Here is a 17,717-nt window from a genome sequence, read left to right on the forward strand (position 1 = left end):
CAGGTTTGCGGGTGGTTCAGGAACCGAAGACAGGGCCAGACGTCGGCAGTTCGACGATAAATGTTGTGCCGGGGCCGGTGTTCTTGGTGTAGGAAATCGAGCCGCCCAAAGCATCCATGATACGCATCGAAATATTCATCCCAAGGCCAGTACCGCCGATCTTGCGTGTGTCCGATGCATCGATCTGAGAAAAATGGTCAAAAACAATTTCATGATCCTCTTCTGCCAAACCGATCCCGTGGTCGCGAAACAGAACACGGGCCTTGCCATCCCCTTCCTGCAGCGAAACCAAAACTGTACTTTCCGGTGGTGAAAACTTTGCGGCGTTTGCCAGGATGTTGGCAAAGACCTGTTTCAACCGGATTTCGTCGACATTCACCCAAACCGGGGTCTGGTGTGGGTCTGTCTCAATGGCCACACCCAGGGAGTCTGCAAAAGGCTGATTTTCGGCAACAGAGTCCGCGATAACGTCCACAAGGTTGGATTTCTCGCGTGAGATTTTCATTTTTCCACTTTCGACGCTCTGAAGATCAAGTATTTCGTTAATCAACATCAACAGCCGGTCGCAGTTTCGCTGGGCCACGTCGAGGACAAAGCCAACCTTGTCCGGCAAGGCACCCAGTTTCCCCGAGGCCGCCAAATCAACCGATCCCTTGATTGAGGTTAGCGGCGTGCGCAACTCGTGGCTCATCGTCGAGACGAATTCGGTTTTTGCCTTGTACGCCATTTTCGATTTCTCGTGTTCCTTGCTCAGGCGGTCCATTTGGCCAAGTTGCGTGCGGTAAAACCCAAGATAGCTTCGGGAACTGTCAAGAACGAAGGTCAGTACAAAGAGGCTGGTAAAGAACTGGGCCCAAAGTTCGGATTTGATCGGCGCGTCGGTCAGAACGATGTCGCGCAGTGGAATGAACAGGAAGGCGGCTGTAAAAATCACCAGTCGTATGATGAGAACCGACAGCAAATGATGGCTGTGCATGGCTGCAAACAGCGCGCCGGAAAACAGAAAGAACAGTGACATGAAATGCGTTGTCGGGCCTTGAATGACCGCGATCCCGATCGAGTATGTCACGATGATGGCAGTATTGATCAGCGCGCCTGCATACAGAAATGGTAACCGCTTTCGCGCCGAGGCAACATCGCCCGGATCAAGTTTTAGAACTCGTTTAAAAGACCAAAAATCAAAGATCTCGGATGCGATGACAAATAGCGCAAGAATACCGGCAAACTGTGCGTCATAGTAAAATGCGGCAAGGCCAAGGGTCGCGACGTAGATGATCTGCCTTTGCCACACGAGTTTGACGCCGACGTGGCAGTAGTCTCGCATTTGTTGCACAAGCAGGAGGGATTGGTTTTCTTCTACAGGCTCTTTCACGGCCGGATGCAAATTCGTCAAACGCCACGTCCTTTGTTTGCCCGATAGCAATTCGATAACCTGTGCTGCTTGGCTGCCAAACCCGCAAAGGTTGAAATGTTCGGGCTCAGTATATCCGGAAAAGTGGTCAGGGGTAGGGTAAAAACCTTGCACAAATACTACATTTAGAACAAGCGGCACGGTCAATCTGTTTGTGCCCGGTGCAAAAGGCTGTTCGGGGCCATCTAAACTGCGATAGGAAAACGGTTCACTTATTCAATATCGCGTTTAACTGATCCGGAAGGGCGATTGGATCAAAGGGTTTTGTGATGCAATCCACCTTGTGCCATCCGACAAGTGTTTCCTTAAAGGCCTGATCTGTTTTTGCCGTCATAAAAACCGCAGGTGTTTCCTTGTACGGGTGAAGTTTCCGCAACTCCCGCAACAGCTCAACCCCGTCCATTTCCGGCATCATTACATCAAGCAGAAAAAGATCCGGTTCCAGCCCGGTCAGGTTATCCAGCAAAGCCCGGGCCGAGTTGAACTGCGCAACGTCGAAACCCCCGACGACCTCAAGCGACATACGCGCAATCGAGATGATGTCTGCGTCGTCATCGACATGCACAACTTGCGCTTTGCGTTCCATTATAAAAACCTCGGTTGTTTGGTCGGGTTTGCGGCACCAAAATAGTAACCGTCAAACTGCACGATGTCAGTGAGGCTTTGGCCAATATACCGCAAATCCGCTGATTGGGTCACAGCTTAGGTCGACACTGCATCAGCGACGATTTTGCGGAGGAGAAGAAAGCTTTTAAAATGTGGCATTCACAGCAGGCAGGGGAGTGTGGCAAAGGGGCAAGGTCTTTTACCAACTTGCAAATGTCCCGCCAAGGGCGCTGTCGCAGCTAAGGGTTCGCCCCCGGCTTTATGCGCAAGTCATCGATGAGCGAATGGAATGTCTCAGGATGTTCGGTGGCGCGGGCCAGTATGATGCCACCTTGTATTGTCGCGACAATCCTGCGGGCCTGGAACAGGGCGTCTGAAACTGTAGGCTGCAGCCTTTCAAGGCACGCGGCAAGGGATGAAATCCATCTGTTAAAATATGACCGGACCGCATCAGTAAACTGATCCCGCGTCGCGTCCAGCGCAAAGGCGCCGACAAGGCAAATCCGGTTGCCACCTTCGAAATAAGCCGTAACCGCATCCAGCATCTTGTTTATAGCGGCTGGCGGCGGCAGAGAGTCCAGAATGGTGAACACATTTGTTTCAAACCACTGCGAGACATGCGTCAGGACCGCGGTCGCCATTTCCTTCTTTCCACCGGGAAAAAAGTGGTAAAGGCTGCTGCGGCCCAGTCCCGTGCGGGCAGAGATGATGCCGATGCTTGCCCCTTCGTATCCGTGATGACGGAAAACTTCGGCGAGAACAGGAATGACGTCATCTCTTTCCGCGACGGTACGTGTCATTTTCCGGACCCTTGTGGATATGCCTGTCCACTCAGCCGATGAAAGAAACTCGCCAGAATTACAAGAACTATTGACCCAGAGAGAACGGGAAATACCAGAAAAAGGAACCCTGGGTCGGCGGCGAAAACGACCAGCGGGTTGGCGCCTGCCGGGGGATGTGTCACGCGCAAGGCAACCATAACGGCAATGGCAAGACCTACGGCAAAGGCCAGGGCCCACCATTCGTCAGGCAACCAAAGGCGCATGAGCAGGCCAACCAGGCTGGCCGCGAAATGGCCGCCAACGACATTGATGGGTTGGGAAAACGGGCTTGCCGGAGCGGCAAACAAAAGGACGCAGGTTGCGCCGAAGGGTGCCATAATCAGCGCCAGATGGGCGCTGTCGGTCAAAAGCCGTAGGCAGGCTATAGCCAGAAGCCCACCCACGCCTGCAAGAACAACGAGCCTGACACTTGGCGTTGGGAGGCTTCTTTCAAAGTAACGATGCATAGCATATCCTGTAACGGTCATTCCAAACTGTAATGATCGGTACAGAGCTGGCCGGATCGGGTCAATCGCGTTCGATTGTGTTGACGTTTTTTTGAAAAGGTCGAGATCAGGGTCGCCAATGATCAAACCGTTCTAAACGGTGTCACGTCGGCGCACACTAGGTTTCCTCAGTGTTGCTGGCTAGTAGATAGTCAAGGCTTGCTGGCATCAGGCGCCGGTCTAGGTTTGTAGTCACGAATGGTCGGGTAAAAACTTGGCCAGCGATTTGAGCGCTCATGACCGGGAGATTTAATGATGCGGCTGCTTTTGCAACGGTCATTCATAGTAGTTTTGTGGTTGCTTGCACCCGTCACTGTCGTTGCTGAGGACATCATGATTGAGAATTTCAAGGCGCAGCCAGAGACGCGCTGGCGCTTTTTTACCGATGATGTGATGGGCGGGGTTTCTACCGGGACGGTCGCTTTTCTGACCGAGGGCGACACGACTTATGCGCGCATAACTGGCAGTGTGAGTACCGAAAACAACGGTGGGTTCATCCAAATCCGGATGGATTTGCCTGATGGGGCGCCAGAAGATGCAGCCGGTGTGCGCATTGTTGTGCGCGGCAACAGCCAACGGTATTTTGTGCATCTTCGCACCAGCGGAACCGTGCTTCCATGGCAATACTACCAAGCAGGTTTTGATGCAAAAGAAGGCTGGAGCGAATTACGCCTTCCTTTTGAAGCATTTGAACGATCTGGACAGCTTCTTCGCGCTGTACCCCGTGCGAGCAGTCTGAAATCAATCGCCGTTGTCGCGTTTGGCCGGGACCACAACGCAAAAATTGATGTCAGCGAAGTTGGGTTCTACTGAAAAGGCGAAGCCCCGCACGAGAGGGGTCGCGCGGGGCAAACGACCCAGGGTCTAGCTGTCGTTGGTCTTGCGCAGCGTCGGACGTTTGTCTTGGTTCTGAGCAGGCTTTTTGCTGGCTTTCGGGCGTTCGTTTTTTTGCCCGTTTTCTCCATCGTCAAGGATGGCTTGCTTCATGTCGGTCAAGTCCGTGCTGTGGAAATACTTGAGCCCTGTCATTTGATACATCTGTGGAAACATGGGTTACCTCTGCGGGTGTGGGGGCTGGTTCGGGTTCATGGCGCTCAGCGTGCGCAGAAGCCCGTCGTAATGTGACATCTGGTCCTTCAGCTTGAGCCGACGGCGTTTGAGCTGTTGCAAAGATATGTTGCAAGGCAAAGGCCGCTTAAGCTCATCCGCGATCAGCTTTTTCACTTCGCGGTTCTTTATGTTGAGTTCAGCCAGACGTGTTTTTAAGGAGAAGGTTTTGACACGGGCAGTTGTGGGCATCTTGGTCTCCTTTCGCTGTTGGTGTTCGAGGGTGCATGGGTCAGCTTGCCATGCGGTCTTTTGATCAGGGGCGCGTTTGCCGCTGCCTTGATCAGATATGGGTCCAATTGAACCTTGAAAAAGATGATCATATATGTGGGATTGATCGGAAAAACCTATTTAAAGGAGATGTCGTGGCAAGCGGGGTGACGTTGAAGCAATTGTCTTACTTCGTGGCACTGACCGAGGCTCAGCACTACCGGCGCGCGGCCGAACGCCTTGGCATCAGCCAGCCGTCGCTAAGCCAGCAGATTGCCGGTTTGGAAACGACACTTGGCGTCGAATTGGTTGAACGTGGCCAGCGTGGGGCCATCCTGACCCCCGGCGGGCGTGAAATTCTTGCGCAGGCGCGGCGCGTTTTGGAAGAGACTGAGGCGCTCACCGCGTTGGCCAGGGATGCCAGTGCCGGTGTAAGCGGGACCATAAGGTTGGGGACATCGCCGACGCTCGGGCCTTATTTTTTGCCTCATGTCATGCGGCGTCTGCGAACGTCTTATCCGTCGCTCAAACTTATTGTGCGTGACGCTGCCCCGCTTGTTTTGCAGGAAGAGCTTCTTTTGGGTCAACACGATCTGATCCTGACACAGCTTCCGGTTCGATCGGCTGACGTAGCGGTTGAACGCCTATTTCGCGAGCCTCTGAAATTGGCCGTGGCGCAGGATCACGCGTTGTCCACCAAGTCGCAGGCGCGCGATGCCGATCTGGCGGGGCAGGATATTCTTGCGCTGACATCAAGCTATGCATTGCATAACCAGATTGTTGCCCTGTGCGAGGAGGTGGGTGCAAACCCGCGGCAGGACTATGAAGGCACCAGTCTGGACGCGTTACGGCAAATGACGGCCCTGAACATGGGCGTTTGTTTCTTGCCTGCGCTATACGTGCGGTCCGAGGTTTCGCCTGACACGGGCGATGTCGCAATTCTATCGTTTCGAAAGGACCGTTTCACACGCTCTGTCGGGCTTGTCTGGCGCAAACGTTCTGCGCATAAGCGGACCATTGATAGCATCGCGTCAGTTATCCGCTCAGTCGCGCGTGACAAGTTTGCCGGTTTGGTAACGGCAGTGTGACCACTTGGGTGTCCTTCTGCAGGGTTAAGAACGCCGCCGCCGTTATTCAGCGGCAAGCGAGACAACGGCGTTTCCCGTTGCGCCGGGGTTTTGGCTGGACAGACGCTGTTTTTTGAACCGTCCGCGGTAGACCAAGGCAAAGACCGGTGGCGTGAAGTAGAATGTCACGACCGTCGACAACAAAACTCCGCCAGCAATGGCCACGGCAAAAGGTGGCCAGAAGGCACCGCCGTCCAATATCAGGGGAAGGAATCCGCCAAATGTCGTCACAGTGGTTGAGATGATGTGGCGGCTTGATCCGGTGACTACCCGTGCCATGGCATTCCTGTCGCCGCGGCTTGCCTGGGCGTCTTGCTGCAATCCGGTCAGGATGATGATGGCTGCGTTGATCGAAACACCAATTGACCCGATGACGCCGATTATGGCTTGGATACCAAACGGGAATTGCATGATGGCCAGGGACAGCATGGACAGCCCGGCTGACAATACGCAGACCACCAAGGTGACAACCGTAAGCCGGAAAGAGTTAAAGGTCAGCACGATGGTTGCAATCGAAAGCGTTACGATCAGGCCGACCGAAGCCATCAGATTGCCAACCGTACTCGACCGCGCATCGCTGTCGCCGCCCAATGTCATCGTGTAGCCATTGGGGAGAGTGAAGCCTGACGCGTCAAGCGCCTGCAACACGTCCCGAAGGGCTTCTTCGGGCAAAACTCCCGGAACGATGAACGCCTGAATCGTGTTTTCACGAATTCCATCCGTGCGGGTTATCACGCTTTCGGCTGGTTCAATTACGGGTTGGGCCAATTCCGAAAGCGGCACTGCGGGAAACACACCCGTGGCCGAGACAGCAGCCGCGTTTGGCAACAGGATTGGCATGCTCACAATCGTGCTGAGATCCGAGCGGACCTCATCCCCAAGCCGTACACGGACAGGCAGTTGTTCGGTGCCCTCGATCAGCGACCCTCCTGTCACACCGACCAGCGCGGTATCCAGTTGGGCGGCAATATCGGCGACGTCCAATCCAAGAAGCCGGGCTTTGACCTCGTCAATCTCGAACCGGATCTGAGGATTGCCGCCGTTGACGCTGGCCCTGGCCTGTGTCACCAGATCAAGGTTGGCCATGATTGACCGGATTTCATCGCCAAGGTCCCGTAGAACGGTGATGTCTTGCCCTTGTATCTTGACCTCGACCGGCGCGGCAACCGGCGGGCCCTGCACCAGATTGCGCACGATGATCTGCGCATTGGGGAAATCTATGTCCAAACGGGTTTGCAGGTCGGCGACAAGACGGGCCGCGTCGTCAGCGGTATGGGTCGTGATCATCGCTTGCGCAAAGGCTGGCTCGCGTGAGCGGTCGCCAACGATATTGTAGTAAAAGGCTGGCCCGGATTCTCCGATCGTCCAATAGACACTGCTTACGCCCTCATCAGCCAACAGCATCTGGTCGATCTGCATTGCCGTTGCCTGCGTTTTCGTGATTGACGTACCACCCGGCATGTCGACCTCGATATAGAACTGATTGCGGTCCACGCCCGGAAAGAACTGCGCCGTAAGTGTTGGGAATGCGGCAAAACCCAGCACCGGTAGCACCAGTGCTAGTGCGATGGACCGGACCGGATTTGCAACCGACAATCGGATGGACGCTTCGAAAACGCGGGCGAGGGGAGGGATGCTGATGCCGCGGCTCAGTACACCTGCGTCGGTTTTATCTGACAAAAGCCAACCTGCAACCGCCGGTGTCACGGTCAGGGCAACAACCAACGACCACACCAGCATAAGAACCACGGCGATTGCGATGGCACCAACAAAATCACCGGCAGGCCCCGGAAGAAGAATCATCGGCATAAAGGCCAGCGCCGTTGTGACGGTGGACGCCAACAAGGGCGCAGCCAGCCGACGCACGGCATCCTGCACGGCGGTTACGCGCGCCATTCCGTCCTGTAGACGACGCCGGATTTCGTCTGTCATCACGATGGCCGCGTCAACGAGCAAGCCCAATGCGACGATCAAGCCGGTGACAGACATTTGGTGAATGGGCAGGCCGATCATGTTTATAGTCGCCAGTGTCGCCAAGGACACGACGGGCAGAACAAGGGCCACGATAGCAGCAGCCCTGAAGCCTAGCGTTATAAACAGTACGCCGACCACAAGCGCCACGCCAATTGCCATGTTCTTACCAACCTCGGTCAGGCGATCCGACGTGTATTGGCTTTGATCAAAGAGCAATATCTCCTGAATTCCCAACGGGACCATGGCAGCGCCAGCCTCAAGTTCCTGACGTAAGAACCCGGTCCAACGGTCGATCTGAACACCGTCTTGTGCCAGCACTCCGACCAGTACGGCGGGCATTCCATTGGCAAAGGCGAGTGCAGATTGCGGGTTTCGCGCGCCACGATCAACGCTGGCAATGTCACCAAGCTGCACCACGGCCCCTTCGGCACTTTCGCGCAGAACGATGCTGCGCAGACGGTCGAGTGTTTCGATCTCGCCGCTGATATTGATCGTCAGATCCACGTCGGATTGCAGTCGGCCCGACTGAACCTTGCCATCAGCTTCGGCAATCCGCTGTGAAATCTCGGCCGCGCTCAAACCCAATGCCGCGGCCTTGTCCATGTCAACGCTGACCAGAACCTCTTCTTCGGGCTGTCCAAAGTAATCCACCGCGCGTGTGGCGGGGATTGTGCGCAACCTGTCACCCAAGGATTCGGCGTGACGCCGAAGGAGAGTGACCGGATAGTCTTTGCTGTCCGCCGACACGGCGATAACCGCCGAATAGGCCGAGATACCTTCGGCGTCGAAATCCGGTGTCAGAACACCGGCAGGGAAATTCTGGCTGGCATCGTCGACGGCATCACGGGCTTCGGACCACACTTGTTCAATGGTGGCTTCGTCCAGTGTTTCAAGCAGTTCTACGGACACGACCGATACACCGGATCGCGACACCGAACGGATTTCATCCACCTCGGCTATTTTTCGAAGCTCTTCTTCGATTTCTGCGGTAACAAGCGCTTCGACCCGCTCGGGGTCAGCGCCCGGAAACTGCGTTGTGACCGTGGCAAAAAGATTGGTGATGGTCGGATCTTCCTGACGTCCAAGCGACAGGAAAGACGATAACCCGGCGGAAACCAATACAAAGATGATCAAAGCGACCAGTCTGGGGTGACGAAAAGTAAGCGTTTCCATGGCCAATCTCCGTCACTCGGTGGTATCGAAGGTGACGCGCTGACCAGCGGTAACGCGCTGTGGCCCCTGGTCGATCAGGACAGTGCCATCGGGAAATACACCCCGGACAAAGACGCGTTCATCCTCGGCATGCAAAACCTCAACGCTCGCCACGCGAACGGTTTTTTGCGCATCTGCCACCAACAGCGTCCACTGTCCGCGCGCGCCTTCTTTCAGGGCGGTGGTCGGCACCCAGGTCCCGACACTTTCTACCGGATCGTGCACGTGGACGCGCGCCGTCTGTCCAAACGCAACGTCGAGCCCGTTCTTGAGATCAAACAACGCCGTGCGGGTTCGGGTAAGAGGGTCGATATCCGGTCGCAACGTTGCAAGCTTGGCTTGGTAATGCGCATCGGCAATTTCAATTTCAACGTTCGACAAAAGTGACGGGTTCACATCAAGCGGTATGCCTATCCGAACCTGGGGCGAAAGAACTTCTACCATGCCCAGTACCATCTCACCTGATTGCAGCGTTTCGCCCCCATCTACATGCCGTGAGGTTATCCGGCCCGCAAAAGGTGCTTCGATGCTGGATTTTTGAATTCTTACGGTTACGTCGCGCAGGGCTGCGTCCAGCTCTCCGATCCTGGAAAGCAACTCATCTTGTTGTGCGACGGCCTCGTCAAGACGGGCCTGACTGGTAAAGCCCTGACCAATGAGCTTGGTATTCCGTTCGACTGTCTTTTCGGCAAAAGCAAGCTGGGCGGCGATGGCATTGCGTGAGGCAGTCAAGCGATCCTGTTCAACCTCAAGCAGCGCGATATCAAGGGTTGCCAGCAACTGACCTTTTGCGACCTCTTCCCCTTCATCCACCAGAATCTTGTCCAACCGGCCATTCAGTTCGAATGAGATATCGGCGGACCGCTGTGGTTCGACCTGGCCGATGAAAATGCGGTCAACGGTGAAAGATGTTTCCTGCTTGATCGGAGTCACTGATACAGGCGTGACCGCGGCGGCATCTGGTGCCGGTACGGCATTTGCCCGACGCGTCAACTCGGACGCCCCGAAATATACCGCCCCCGCCGCAAGGGCGATGACACTGACGGTCAGTCCAATCCGAACCGTGCCGCGCAAAAGGCGTGACAGCAGCGTCGGTCTTTTTGGCTCGGTCGGGCTTGTGTCTGGATTCGGCATATCGGAACCTCGTCAAGTTAGTGCCTCTAACATATGTTAGAACGCCTTACTTTGACAAGAGGTACGTGATCTGCGACATCTTGGATCATGACAAGCACAAAAAATCTTTTGACCAAAGACAGAAAAACGCGGCCTGAAACCGCGAGCAAAAAGGCCTATCACCACGGTGATCTTCGCGCGGCTTTAATAGACGCAACCCGGCAGTTGGTTGAAGAAAAAGGGCCGGACAGTTTTTCGGTTTCAGACGCTTGCCGCTTGGCAGGTGTTTCTACGGCAGCACCCTATAAACACTTTAAAGATAAGACAGAAATGCTTGTGGCGGTCGTACTTGAGGGGATGGCGCGGCATCGTGAAAACATGCTTGCCGCGCTTGAGGGTATCCCAGAGGGATCACCAGAACGCATTACGGCGATCGGGATGGAATATGTTGCCTTCGCGCTAAATGAACCCGGTATTTTCCGGTTGAAATTTGGCGGGTTCACGGATCGTATTTCTGACCCCCGCCTGGATGAAGGAGGTCAGCAGAGTTTTGAGATTCTACTGACCGAGGTCGCCAAATGCCTGGGTGAGTCGGAAATCACCGCAGAGGTGCGTCGGCGTGGTTTTTTACTGTGGAGTTTTGTTCACGGTCTTTCATTCATCTTGCGCGACCATGGTCTTGCTGAAAAAGGTGAGGAGTTCGACTTGCAAACTCTTCTCGATGATGTTGCGGAACGAATGCTGAATTGATTGCGGCTGGCTACGCAGCTTTTCGAAGTCGCTTTATGGCGGCCTGAGCTTCCTGATTGTCTGGCAGATCCCTTAAAAAGTGCGACAGGTCTTGTTCCGCCACCAGCTTTGCGGCCTGGTCGGGCGTAAACCAGTCACGGGTACGTTCATCCTTTTCTTTCCAGCGTCGCTTTAGCTTTTCAACGACCATGGGGAAAACAGTTACACGACAGCGGACGTCACTTTTGTCTTCGTACTGTTTGTCATAGAAAAAATGACTGATTGGTCGTTTCGAAACAACGCCAACCGCACCTGCTTCTTCCAATGCTTCGATTTCAGCGGTTCGCCAGGGCTTTTTACTGTCCACCACCCATCCTTTCGGAACAACCCACCGTCCCGTATCACGTGACGTGACCATCAGAACGCGTAGATTTCCGCTCTTGTCCCAGCGCATCGGAAGTGCCGCAATCTGCTCTGTCCATTCATTCTGGCGCATGTATTCCTACGTTTCTGCCAATCGCTTTATAGCCAACCCGACATGAACGAGCCCGGTGCATACGCCGGTCGGTTGACTTTCCCAATGTGTTCCACCTGATCATGCTCGCTTAGCTGAACAGTGATTTCGGTCTGTCGAACTCTCACATTCAATGAGGGTTATGCAACAAAAAATATTGCAAAATGACCGAAAGCCCACAAAAGTGAACAAGAAATTTGGTCGAGCCATGGGATGCCCGAAACAAAACCGCGCATTTTGAAACCTGAAAAGCCTCAGGACCGGGTCAAAAAATCCGACCGGCGCCAGCAAATTTTGCTGGAGTTGAAGCTGCGCCCGCATGTTCGCATCAACGAATTGGCGCAACGCTTCAATGTCTCGACCGAGACGGTGCGGAGGGATTTCGAAGCCCTGTCCAGTGACGGCCTGATCGCGCGCGCCCATGGGGGCGCATCGGCCCCGACGCAAGGCCATTATCCAAGTCTGGATGAACGGACCAGCGCACAGGTTGAAGAGCGTGAAAGAATTGGGAACTGTGCGGCTGGCCTGGTTCAGGATGGCGAGACGGTCATGATCGATTCTGGCTCGACCACCATCGAAATGGCGCGTGCGCTGGCCTATCTTGGGACCGAATGTACGGTGATTACGAACTCCATTCCCGTTGCAATGACCCTTGGCCAAGGCGCTGTTCAGGTTCTGCTGTGCCCGGGAGAATACCTGGCATCCGAATCCGCAACAATCGGAACCGAGACGCTGGAGTTCCTGTCCCGTTTCCACGTCGACCGGTGCATGATCGGATCCTCGGGGTTTTCAACAGAAGGCCCGTCAGAAACCGTTCGGGGCTTTGCCGCGGTCAAAAGGATGATGCTGACGCGCGCCACGAAACGCCACCTTTTGATTGCGTCCGGGAAATTCGGCCGCAAGGGACTGACCTTGGTTCAGGGCTTTCCCGGGTTGGATTCGATCATCACCGACGCAAAGCCGAAGGGCGAGTTGCTCAGGACGATCAACAGTGCCGAGGTCGATATTCTCGTAGCTGGCAAACACTGAATTGGAAGATTTACAGCGGCCTGCAAAAAAACCGCGCAAACCTGGGAGGAAAACATGAAAATTGACATCAAACTACTTATCAGCGCCTCGGCAATTTCGCTGTTATCGTTGGCTGGGACGGCTTCAGCACAAGACTGCCCGCGCGGTGACCTGGATGAGCGGTTTTGCGACGCTGACGGCGATCTGATCGCAGATATTCCAACGGATCCTTCGCAACTGATTGACCCTGAAACGTTGATCTTTGCATACACTCCGGTCGAAGATCCGGCCGTTTACAAGACTGCGTGGTCTGACTTTTTGGAGCATCTCGAAGCCGAAACCGGCAAGGAAGTTGTCTTTTTCCCTGTTCAGAACAATGCCGCCCAGATCGAAGCGATGCGTTCGGGCCGTCTGCATATCGCGGGTTTCAACACGGGCTCCAACCCTTTGGCGGTAAACTGCGCCGGGTTCCGTCCGTTTACGATCATGGCGTCCAAAGACGGTAACTTCGGTTATGAAATGGAGATTATTACTTATCCCGGGTCAGGGATTGAAAAGGTCGAGGATATCAAGGGCAAACAGCTGGCGTTCACGTCGCCCACCTCAAATTCCGGGTTCAAAGCACCTTCGGCTATTTTAAAGAGCGATTTTGATCTTCTGCCCGAGCGTGATTTCGAACCAGTTTATTCGGGTAAGCACGATAACTCGATCCTCGGGGTGGCAAACAAGGACTACCTCGCGGCGTCTATTGCGAACTCGGTCAAGTCGCGGATGATCTTGCGCGATGTGATCAAAGAGGATGACGTCGTCACCATCTATAAATCGCAGACTTTCCCGACCACTGGTTTTGGCACCGTTTACAACCTGACGCCCGAGTTGCAGGAGAAAATCCGCAACGCGTTCTTCAGCTTTGAATGGGAAGGCACAACGCTTGAAGCCGAGTTCTCGAAGTCGAACGAAGGGCAGTTCCTTGAAATGACGTATCAGGAGTTCTGGGACGTGATCCGCAAGATTGACGCGGCAAATGGCGTCTCATACGCCTGCGAGTAAAATCTATCAAAGGCGGGCCTGAGGGGCCCGCTTTCCACCCTAAGCAGGGGCAATACATGCTGCGTCTTCAAAAGCTGACGAAAACATACAAAACCGGGGATCAGGCGCTTAAGGCAATTGATCTTGAGGTGCCAAAAGGGCAGGTGCTTGCGTTGATCGGGCCGTCTGGCGCGGGCAAATCAACCATGATCCGCTGTATCAACCGCTTGGTTGAACCAACAAGCGGTGGTGTCCTTTTGGACGACGTGGACCTGACCCGGCTGGGGTCCGGTGCATTGCGGAAAGCGCGCCGCGAGATGGGCATGATCTTTCAGGAATATGCGTTGGTCGAACGGCTGACCGTGATGGAAAACGTCCTGTCGGGGCGGTTGGGATATGTCGGTTTCTGGCGCAGTTTTCTGCGGCGGTATCCGCAGTCGGACATTGATGAGGCCTTCCGCCTGCTGGATCGGGTGGGGCTGCTGCACATGGCCGACAAACGCGCAGATGAATTGTCAGGCGGCCAGCGTCAACGGGTCGGTATCTGCCGTGCCCTGATTCAAAACCCGAAACTCTTGTTGGTTGACGAGCCGACAGCCTCGTTGGACCCGAAAACCAGCCGTCAGATCATGCGGCTGATCACCGAGCTATGTCATGAGCGCGGTTTGGCAGCGATCATCAATATTCACGATGTGGCCCTTGCGCAGATGTTTGTGCCCCGTGTCGTGGGTCTTCGGTTTGGAGAAATTGTTTACGATGGTCGCCCGACAGGCCTTACCCCGGACAAGCTGACCGAGATTTACGGCGAAGAAGATTGGGAAGCGACCATTGAAAAAGTGGACGATGACGAAGAAGTCGAGGCCGCAGAATGAGCCACAGAGAACTTGATGACATGCTGGGAAAAGGCTGGCGTAAACCAGCCTTTGTCAAAAATGCGTGGCTCCGCTGGGCATTGAGTGTGGGCTTTGTCGCCTATCTGATCGCAGCGTTTCTGACCATCGATGTGGACTGGGGTCGGGTTTACGAAGGACTGGACAGGGGCTGGGCGTTTGTTCTGGCTTTCACAAGCCCGGATTTCATTTCGCGCTGGGGCGATATCTGGAGCGGCCTGCTTGAGAGTATCGTGATGACCGTTGCTGCATCGGTTGTGGGTATCTTGATTTCGATCCCAATCGGATTGGGCGCAGCACGCAACATAGCCCCGCTGCCGGTCTACATCGTGTGCCGCGGCATCGTTGCCATCAGCCGGGCCTTGCAAGAGATCATCGTCGCCATTTTGCTGGTGGCCATCTTTGGGTTTGGCCCGCTGGCAGGGTTCCTGACACTTTCCTTTGCCACTATCGGGTTTCTGTCCAAGCTTCTCGCCGAAGATATCGAGGCGATGGACAAGGTTCAGGCCGAGGCGATCAAAGCCTCTGGCGCGCGTTGGATGCAGTGGATCAACTACGGGGTTCAGCCGCAGGTCATGCCGCGCCTTGTCGGGCTTTCCATGTACCGCATCGATATCAACTTTCGCGAAAGCGCGATCCTCGGGCTGGTTGGGGCCGGTGGGATTGGCGCAACACTGAATACCGCGTTTGATAGGTATGAATACGACACGGCTGCTGCAATCCTCATCCTGATCATCGGGATCGTTATGGCGCTTGAATACCTTTCAGGCATTATCCGAGCGAGGGTCCAGTAATGCCCGTACTTGAACGCGACGATGCGCATATCTGGCGCAGGCGGACTACGGGCCAAAGTCTGGTTCGCTGGTTCGGGTGGCTGTTGGGCGTGGCGGTCTTTGTCTATTGCTGGCAGCTGATTTCAGAGTCTACGACCTGGTTCTTTGTTTGGGACGCACCCCGCATTGCCAACGACATTTGGACGCGAGCGACACCGCCTAAATGGGATTATATCACCCAGTTAGGCCGCCCGATCTGGGATACGCTCAACATTGCCACGCTTGGAACGATCATTGCCTTGATCCTGGCAGTGCCCGTGGCGTTTCTGGCCGCGCGGAATACAACGCCATCAGCGCTGTTTATCCGACCGATAGCCCTGTTGGTCATCGTTTCGACACGCTCGATCAACTCGTTGATCTGGGCGCTGTTGCTGATCGCAATCATCGGGCCCGGCGTCTTTGCGGGTGTCATTGCAATCGCTATCCGGTCGATCGGATTCTGCGCTAAGCTGCTTTATGAAGCTATCGAGGAAATCGATCACAGCCAGGTCGAGGCCATAACGGCGACAGGCGCGTCGCGGTGGCAGGTCATGGCTTATGGGATCGTGCCACAAATCCTGCCCGCCTTTGCTGGCATTGCGGTGTTCCGCTGGGATATCAACATCCGCGAGTCCACGGTTCTGGGGCTGGTTGGTGCTGGTGGCATCGGGTTGCAATTGTCGGCCTCGCTTAATGTTCTGGCGTGGCCGCAGGTCAGCCTGATCCTGATTGTAATTCTCGTCGCGGTCATGATCAGTGAGTGGGTTTCGGCAAAAGTCCGAGGAGCGATCATTTGACCGGTGTCACAACTCAGGACGCTTTTGACGCTTACGAAGCTGTGCGCCACCGGATGCCCGAGGTCGCGCCGGCTGAGGTGACCTATCGACACGCCGATACGCTGGAGGATATCGCGGATGAGTTCGACGTGTTCCTTCTTGATGCGTTCGGAGTTCTCAATATCGGGGAAACCGCGATCCCTGGAACGCCCGAGCGCGTCAAGTCGCTGCAAGCTGCTGGCAAGCGCGTGTTAGTTGTGTCAAACGCTGCGGGATTTCCGCACGCGACCCTTATGGAAAAATACACACGGCTTGGTTATGATTTTGCACCGCGTGATGTGATTACCAGCCGGGCCACGCTGCTGAGCGAACTTAATGGTCAAAGCGGGCTGCATTGGGGTTTGATGGCGACACCAAGCGCGGGTCTTCGGGATCTGGAAGGTTTGAATCTGACTTATCTACAGGATGATCAGCACGCCTATGACGCCGTAGATGGGTTCTTGCTGGTCGGGTCGGCAGCTTGGACCGAAGCGCGACAGGCAATGTTGGAAACCGCCTTGCTTGCGCGACCGCGCCCGGTCTGGGTCGGAAATCCGGATATTGTTGCGCCGCGCGAAGATGGCTTTTCAAAAGAACCCGGTCTTTTTGCGCACCGCCTGGCTGACCGGACCGGAGTTGTCCCCCAGTTCTTCGGAAAACCTTTCGGCAATATCTTTGACCTCGCGTTCCGGCGGCTCGGTACTGTTGACAAATCTCGCGTCCTGATGGTCGGCGACAGCTTGCATACAGACATTCTGGGCGCGCGTGCTGCCGGTGTGGCGTCGGCGCTTATATCAGGCTTTGGGTTTTTCGCAGGGCATGAGGTAGGGCCCGCTATCGAGCGGGCAGGCATTGTGCCTGACTTTGTTGTCACCCGCCCCTGAACGCCTCGGTCGTTCCAATTTGCGCAGTGGCCGTAGGGGCAAATGCGATATATGCGGTCTCAGTTGTCGCTTTTGATAGCTTCCGTTTCGATGTTGATAGTGACTTCGTCACCGACGAGCCCGTTGTCAACGCCGTAGGTCATTCCAAAGTCGCTTCGCATAATCGACGTATTCAGCGAAAGCCCAAGCACCTCACGGCCGTGTCCGAACGGATATTCCGCAACTTTGTTGAGCGTTGCGTTCAGGGTCACTGGTCTGGACTGGCCAAGAATGGTCAGATCACCGGTGACAGTACCAGAGTTTGTATTGGTAGGATTACCGCCATTTGCCGTGAACGTTATTTCGGGAAAGGTCGACACGTTCAAAAAGTCGCGGTTGCGAACATGGCTGTCCCGCGCGTCTTGGAAGGTCGTGACGGATTCTGCTCGGATGGCGACCTGAACATCGCTAAGTTGCTGAGTTTCCGTGTCGTACAGAAAACTGCCGGTGACCTCGGTGAATACGCCAAGGGTCTTTGCATAGCCGATATGATCAATCGTGAAATAAACCGTCGTGTGATCGGGGTCGAGGTCGTATCGAGCCATATCGGCCAGAGATGCCGTTGCGAATATTCCGAAGACGGCAGTGGTGCAAAGGATTTGCTGAATTGGTCTTCTGCTAAGCGCAAACTTTGGTTTTTGTGTAATTCTCATCGCCTGCGGCCCTCCGGATAATATATTCAATAACTATGATATAGATTGACCAAGGATAAAGGCCGAAAAAAAACATGAGCATCAAAAAAATGTGCTGCACGACATCGAACAGTCATCGCGCAACAGGTTCGGTTGTGCTGCTTGATGCGCCTGAAACAAGCCTTGCTCCCATAAACCTTGTCAGCGTCGCTGCGCTTTGCGGACGGACCAACGCGAACAAGACTTTGGGAGGGTACCCGTAATTGATTGTTGTACTA

The 17,717-nt window shown here is 54.9% G+C and carries 20 protein-coding genes; 10 read left to right on the forward strand and 10 right to left on the reverse strand.

Going from position 1 to position 17,717, the window contains the following annotated elements; all coding sequences use genetic code 11:
- Positions 1–16 precede the first annotated feature (16 nt).
- From AVO44_RS03695 to AVO44_RS03710, 4 genes are all read right to left on the reverse strand, one after another.
- Complete coding sequence (locus AVO44_RS03695; protein WP_157769924.1) at positions 17–1,393, reverse strand: sensor histidine kinase; 1,377 nt, start codon at positions 1,391–1,393, stop codon at positions 17–19.
- A gap of 226 nt (positions 1,394–1,619) precedes the next feature.
- The gene (locus AVO44_RS03700) at positions 1,620–1,997 is read right to left on the reverse strand and encodes a response regulator (RefSeq protein ID WP_068332786.1); all 378 of its coding nucleotides are present in this window, start codon (positions 1,995–1,997) and stop codon (positions 1,620–1,622) included.
- 259 nt (positions 1,998–2,256) lie between these two features.
- Positions 2,257–2,817: a TetR/AcrR family transcriptional regulator gene (locus tag AVO44_RS03705; protein WP_068332789.1), complete on the reverse strand. Its 561-nt coding sequence runs from the start codon at positions 2,815–2,817 to the stop codon at positions 2,257–2,259.
- Complete coding sequence (locus tag AVO44_RS03710) at positions 2,814–3,305, reverse strand: HPP family protein (RefSeq protein ID WP_068333961.1); 492 nt, start codon at positions 3,303–3,305, stop codon at positions 2,814–2,816. Before AVO44_RS03710 ends, AVO44_RS03705 begins: the two co-directional genes overlap by 4 nt.
- Before the next feature lie 294 nt (positions 3,306–3,599).
- On the opposite strand from AVO44_RS03710, the gene AVO44_RS03715 reads away from it, so the two are divergent.
- Complete coding sequence (locus AVO44_RS03715) at positions 3,600–4,157, forward strand: CIA30 family protein (protein WP_068333964.1); 558 nt, start codon at positions 3,600–3,602, stop codon at positions 4,155–4,157.
- 51 nt (positions 4,158–4,208) lie between these two features.
- Here the strand turns inward: AVO44_RS03715 and AVO44_RS21680 are convergent, their stop codons facing one another.
- Positions 4,209–4,340, reverse strand: coding sequence for a hypothetical protein (locus AVO44_RS21680; protein ID WP_267885746.1), 132 nt, complete (start codon positions 4,338–4,340; stop codon positions 4,209–4,211).
- 57 nt (positions 4,341–4,397) lie between these two features.
- On the reverse strand, positions 4,398–4,643 hold the full coding sequence (locus AVO44_RS03725; protein WP_068332794.1) for a YdcH family protein: 246 nt from the start codon (positions 4,641–4,643) through the stop codon (positions 4,398–4,400).
- A gap of 173 nt (positions 4,644–4,816) precedes the next feature.
- Here AVO44_RS03725 and AVO44_RS03730 point away from each other — a divergent pair, with 173 nt between their 5' ends.
- Complete coding sequence (locus tag AVO44_RS03730; protein WP_068333967.1) at positions 4,817–5,749, forward strand: hydrogen peroxide-inducible genes activator; 933 nt, start codon at positions 4,817–4,819, stop codon at positions 5,747–5,749.
- A 42-nt stretch (positions 5,750–5,791) separates the two neighbouring features.
- Here AVO44_RS03730 and AVO44_RS03735 read toward each other — a convergent pair whose 3' ends face one another.
- Both AVO44_RS03735 and AVO44_RS03740 read right to left on the reverse strand, forming a co-directional pair.
- Entirely contained in the window at positions 5,792–8,935 is a 3,144-nt protein-coding gene (locus tag AVO44_RS03735) for an efflux RND transporter permease subunit (RefSeq protein WP_068332796.1), read from the reverse strand.
- Between the two features lie 12 nt (positions 8,936–8,947).
- The gene (locus AVO44_RS03740) at positions 8,948–10,108 is read right to left on the reverse strand and encodes an efflux RND transporter periplasmic adaptor subunit (RefSeq protein ID WP_068332798.1); all 1,161 of its coding nucleotides are present in this window, start codon (positions 10,106–10,108) and stop codon (positions 8,948–8,950) included.
- An 87-nt stretch (positions 10,109–10,195) separates the two neighbouring features.
- Between AVO44_RS03740 and AVO44_RS03745 the strand changes: the two genes are divergently transcribed.
- Positions 10,196–10,837 carry a TetR/AcrR family transcriptional regulator gene (locus AVO44_RS03745; protein ID WP_068332801.1) on the forward strand — a complete coding sequence of 214 codons (642 nt, stop codon included), beginning with the start codon at positions 10,196–10,198 and terminating at the stop codon, positions 10,835–10,837.
- Between the two features lie 10 nt (positions 10,838–10,847).
- Here AVO44_RS03745 and AVO44_RS03750 read toward each other — a convergent pair whose 3' ends face one another.
- The gene (locus AVO44_RS03750; protein WP_068332803.1) at positions 10,848–11,312 is read right to left on the reverse strand and encodes an NUDIX hydrolase; all 465 of its coding nucleotides are present in this window, start codon (positions 11,310–11,312) and stop codon (positions 10,848–10,850) included.
- A 231-nt stretch (positions 11,313–11,543) separates the two neighbouring features.
- Here AVO44_RS03750 and AVO44_RS03755 point away from each other — a divergent pair, with 231 nt between their 5' ends.
- The 6 genes from AVO44_RS03755 to AVO44_RS03780 are packed head-to-tail and all read left to right on the forward strand — an operon-like array spanning position 11,544 to position 16,768.
- Positions 11,544–12,359: a DeoR/GlpR family DNA-binding transcription regulator gene (locus AVO44_RS03755; protein WP_068332804.1), complete on the forward strand. Its 816-nt coding sequence runs from the start codon at positions 11,544–11,546 to the stop codon at positions 12,357–12,359.
- Positions 12,360–12,413: 54 nt separating this feature from the next.
- Positions 12,414–13,388 (forward strand): phosphate/phosphite/phosphonate ABC transporter substrate-binding protein, encoded by a 975-nt coding sequence (gene phnD / locus AVO44_RS03760; RefSeq protein ID WP_068332805.1) that lies wholly within the window; start codon positions 12,414–12,416, stop codon positions 13,386–13,388.
- 56 nt (positions 13,389–13,444) lie between these two features.
- Entirely contained in the window at positions 13,445–14,239 is a 795-nt protein-coding gene (gene phnC, locus AVO44_RS03765; protein ID WP_068332806.1) for a phosphonate ABC transporter ATP-binding protein, read from the forward strand.
- Complete coding sequence (phnE, locus tag AVO44_RS03770) at positions 14,236–15,051, forward strand: phosphonate ABC transporter, permease protein PhnE (RefSeq protein ID WP_068332807.1); 816 nt, start codon at positions 14,236–14,238, stop codon at positions 15,049–15,051. The genes phnC and phnE (AVO44_RS03770) overlap by 4 nt, the downstream gene beginning before the upstream one ends.
- Positions 15,051–15,866, forward strand: coding sequence for a phosphonate ABC transporter, permease protein PhnE (gene phnE, locus AVO44_RS03775; RefSeq protein WP_068332808.1), 816 nt, complete (start codon positions 15,051–15,053; stop codon positions 15,864–15,866). The genes phnE (AVO44_RS03770) and phnE (AVO44_RS03775) overlap by 1 nt, the downstream gene beginning before the upstream one ends.
- A complete protein-coding gene (locus tag AVO44_RS03780; protein WP_068332810.1) occupies positions 15,863–16,768 on the forward strand; it encodes an HAD-IIA family hydrolase in 906 nt (301 codons plus the stop codon). The genes phnE (AVO44_RS03775) and AVO44_RS03780 overlap by 4 nt, the downstream gene beginning before the upstream one ends.
- A gap of 59 nt (positions 16,769–16,827) precedes the next feature.
- On the opposite strand, the gene AVO44_RS03785 is transcribed toward AVO44_RS03780, so the two are convergent.
- Positions 16,828–17,352 (reverse strand): YceI family protein, encoded by a 525-nt coding sequence (locus AVO44_RS03785; protein ID WP_233421912.1) that lies wholly within the window; start codon positions 17,350–17,352, stop codon positions 16,828–16,830.
- A gap of 182 nt (positions 17,353–17,534) precedes the next feature.
- On the opposite strand from AVO44_RS03785, the gene AVO44_RS21225 reads away from it, so the two are divergent.
- Entirely contained in the window at positions 17,535–17,702 is a 168-nt protein-coding gene (locus tag AVO44_RS21225; RefSeq protein WP_169794825.1) for a hypothetical protein, read from the forward strand.
- Positions 17,703–17,717 lie beyond the last annotated feature (15 nt).

This window comes from Ruegeria profundi, from assembly GCF_001507545.1.
Classification (GTDB): Bacteria; Pseudomonadota; Alphaproteobacteria; order Rhodobacterales; family Rhodobacteraceae; genus Ruegeria; species Ruegeria profundi.

Coding starts and splice junctions, on each gene's coding strand:
- AVO44_RS03700 (WP_068332786.1), bottom strand. CDS start 1,997: ATGGAACGCAAAGCGCAAGTTGTGCATGTCGATGACGACGCAGACATC.
- AVO44_RS03705 (WP_068332789.1), bottom strand. CDS start 2,817: ATGACACGTACCGTCGCGGAAAGAGATGACGTCATTCCTGTTCTCGCC.
- AVO44_RS03710 (WP_068333961.1), bottom strand. CDS start 3,305: ATGCATCGTTACTTTGAAAGAAGCCTCCCAACGCCAAGTGTCAGGCTC.
- AVO44_RS03715 (WP_068333964.1), top strand. CDS start 3,600: ATGCGGCTGCTTTTGCAACGGTCATTCATAGTAGTTTTGTGGTTGCTT.
- AVO44_RS03725 (WP_068332794.1), bottom strand. CDS start 4,643: ATGCCCACAACTGCCCGTGTCAAAACCTTCTCCTTAAAAACACGTCTG.
- AVO44_RS03735 (WP_068332796.1), bottom strand. CDS start 8,935: ATGGAAACGCTTACTTTTCGTCACCCCAGACTGGTCGCTTTGATCATC.
- AVO44_RS03740 (WP_068332798.1), bottom strand. CDS start 10,108: ATGCCGAATCCAGACACAAGCCCGACCGAGCCAAAAAGACCGACGCTG.
- AVO44_RS03745 (WP_068332801.1), top strand. CDS start 10,196: ATGACAAGCACAAAAAATCTTTTGACCAAAGACAGAAAAACGCGGCCT.
- AVO44_RS03750 (WP_068332803.1), bottom strand. CDS start 11,312: ATGCGCCAGAATGAATGGACAGAGCAGATTGCGGCACTTCCGATGCGC.
- AVO44_RS03755 (WP_068332804.1), top strand. CDS start 11,544: ATGCCCGAAACAAAACCGCGCATTTTGAAACCTGAAAAGCCTCAGGAC.
- phnD (WP_068332805.1), top strand. CDS start 12,414: ATGAAAATTGACATCAAACTACTTATCAGCGCCTCGGCAATTTCGCTG.
- phnC (WP_068332806.1), top strand. CDS start 13,445: ATGCTGCGTCTTCAAAAGCTGACGAAAACATACAAAACCGGGGATCAG.
- phnE (WP_068332807.1), top strand. CDS start 14,236: ATGAGCCACAGAGAACTTGATGACATGCTGGGAAAAGGCTGGCGTAAA.
- phnE (WP_068332808.1), top strand. CDS start 15,051: ATGCCCGTACTTGAACGCGACGATGCGCATATCTGGCGCAGGCGGACT.
- AVO44_RS03785 (WP_233421912.1), bottom strand. CDS start 17,352: ATGGCTCGATACGACCTCGACCCCGATCACACGACGGTTTATTTCACG.
- AVO44_RS21225 (WP_169794825.1), top strand. CDS start 17,535: ATGAGCATCAAAAAAATGTGCTGCACGACATCGAACAGTCATCGCGCA.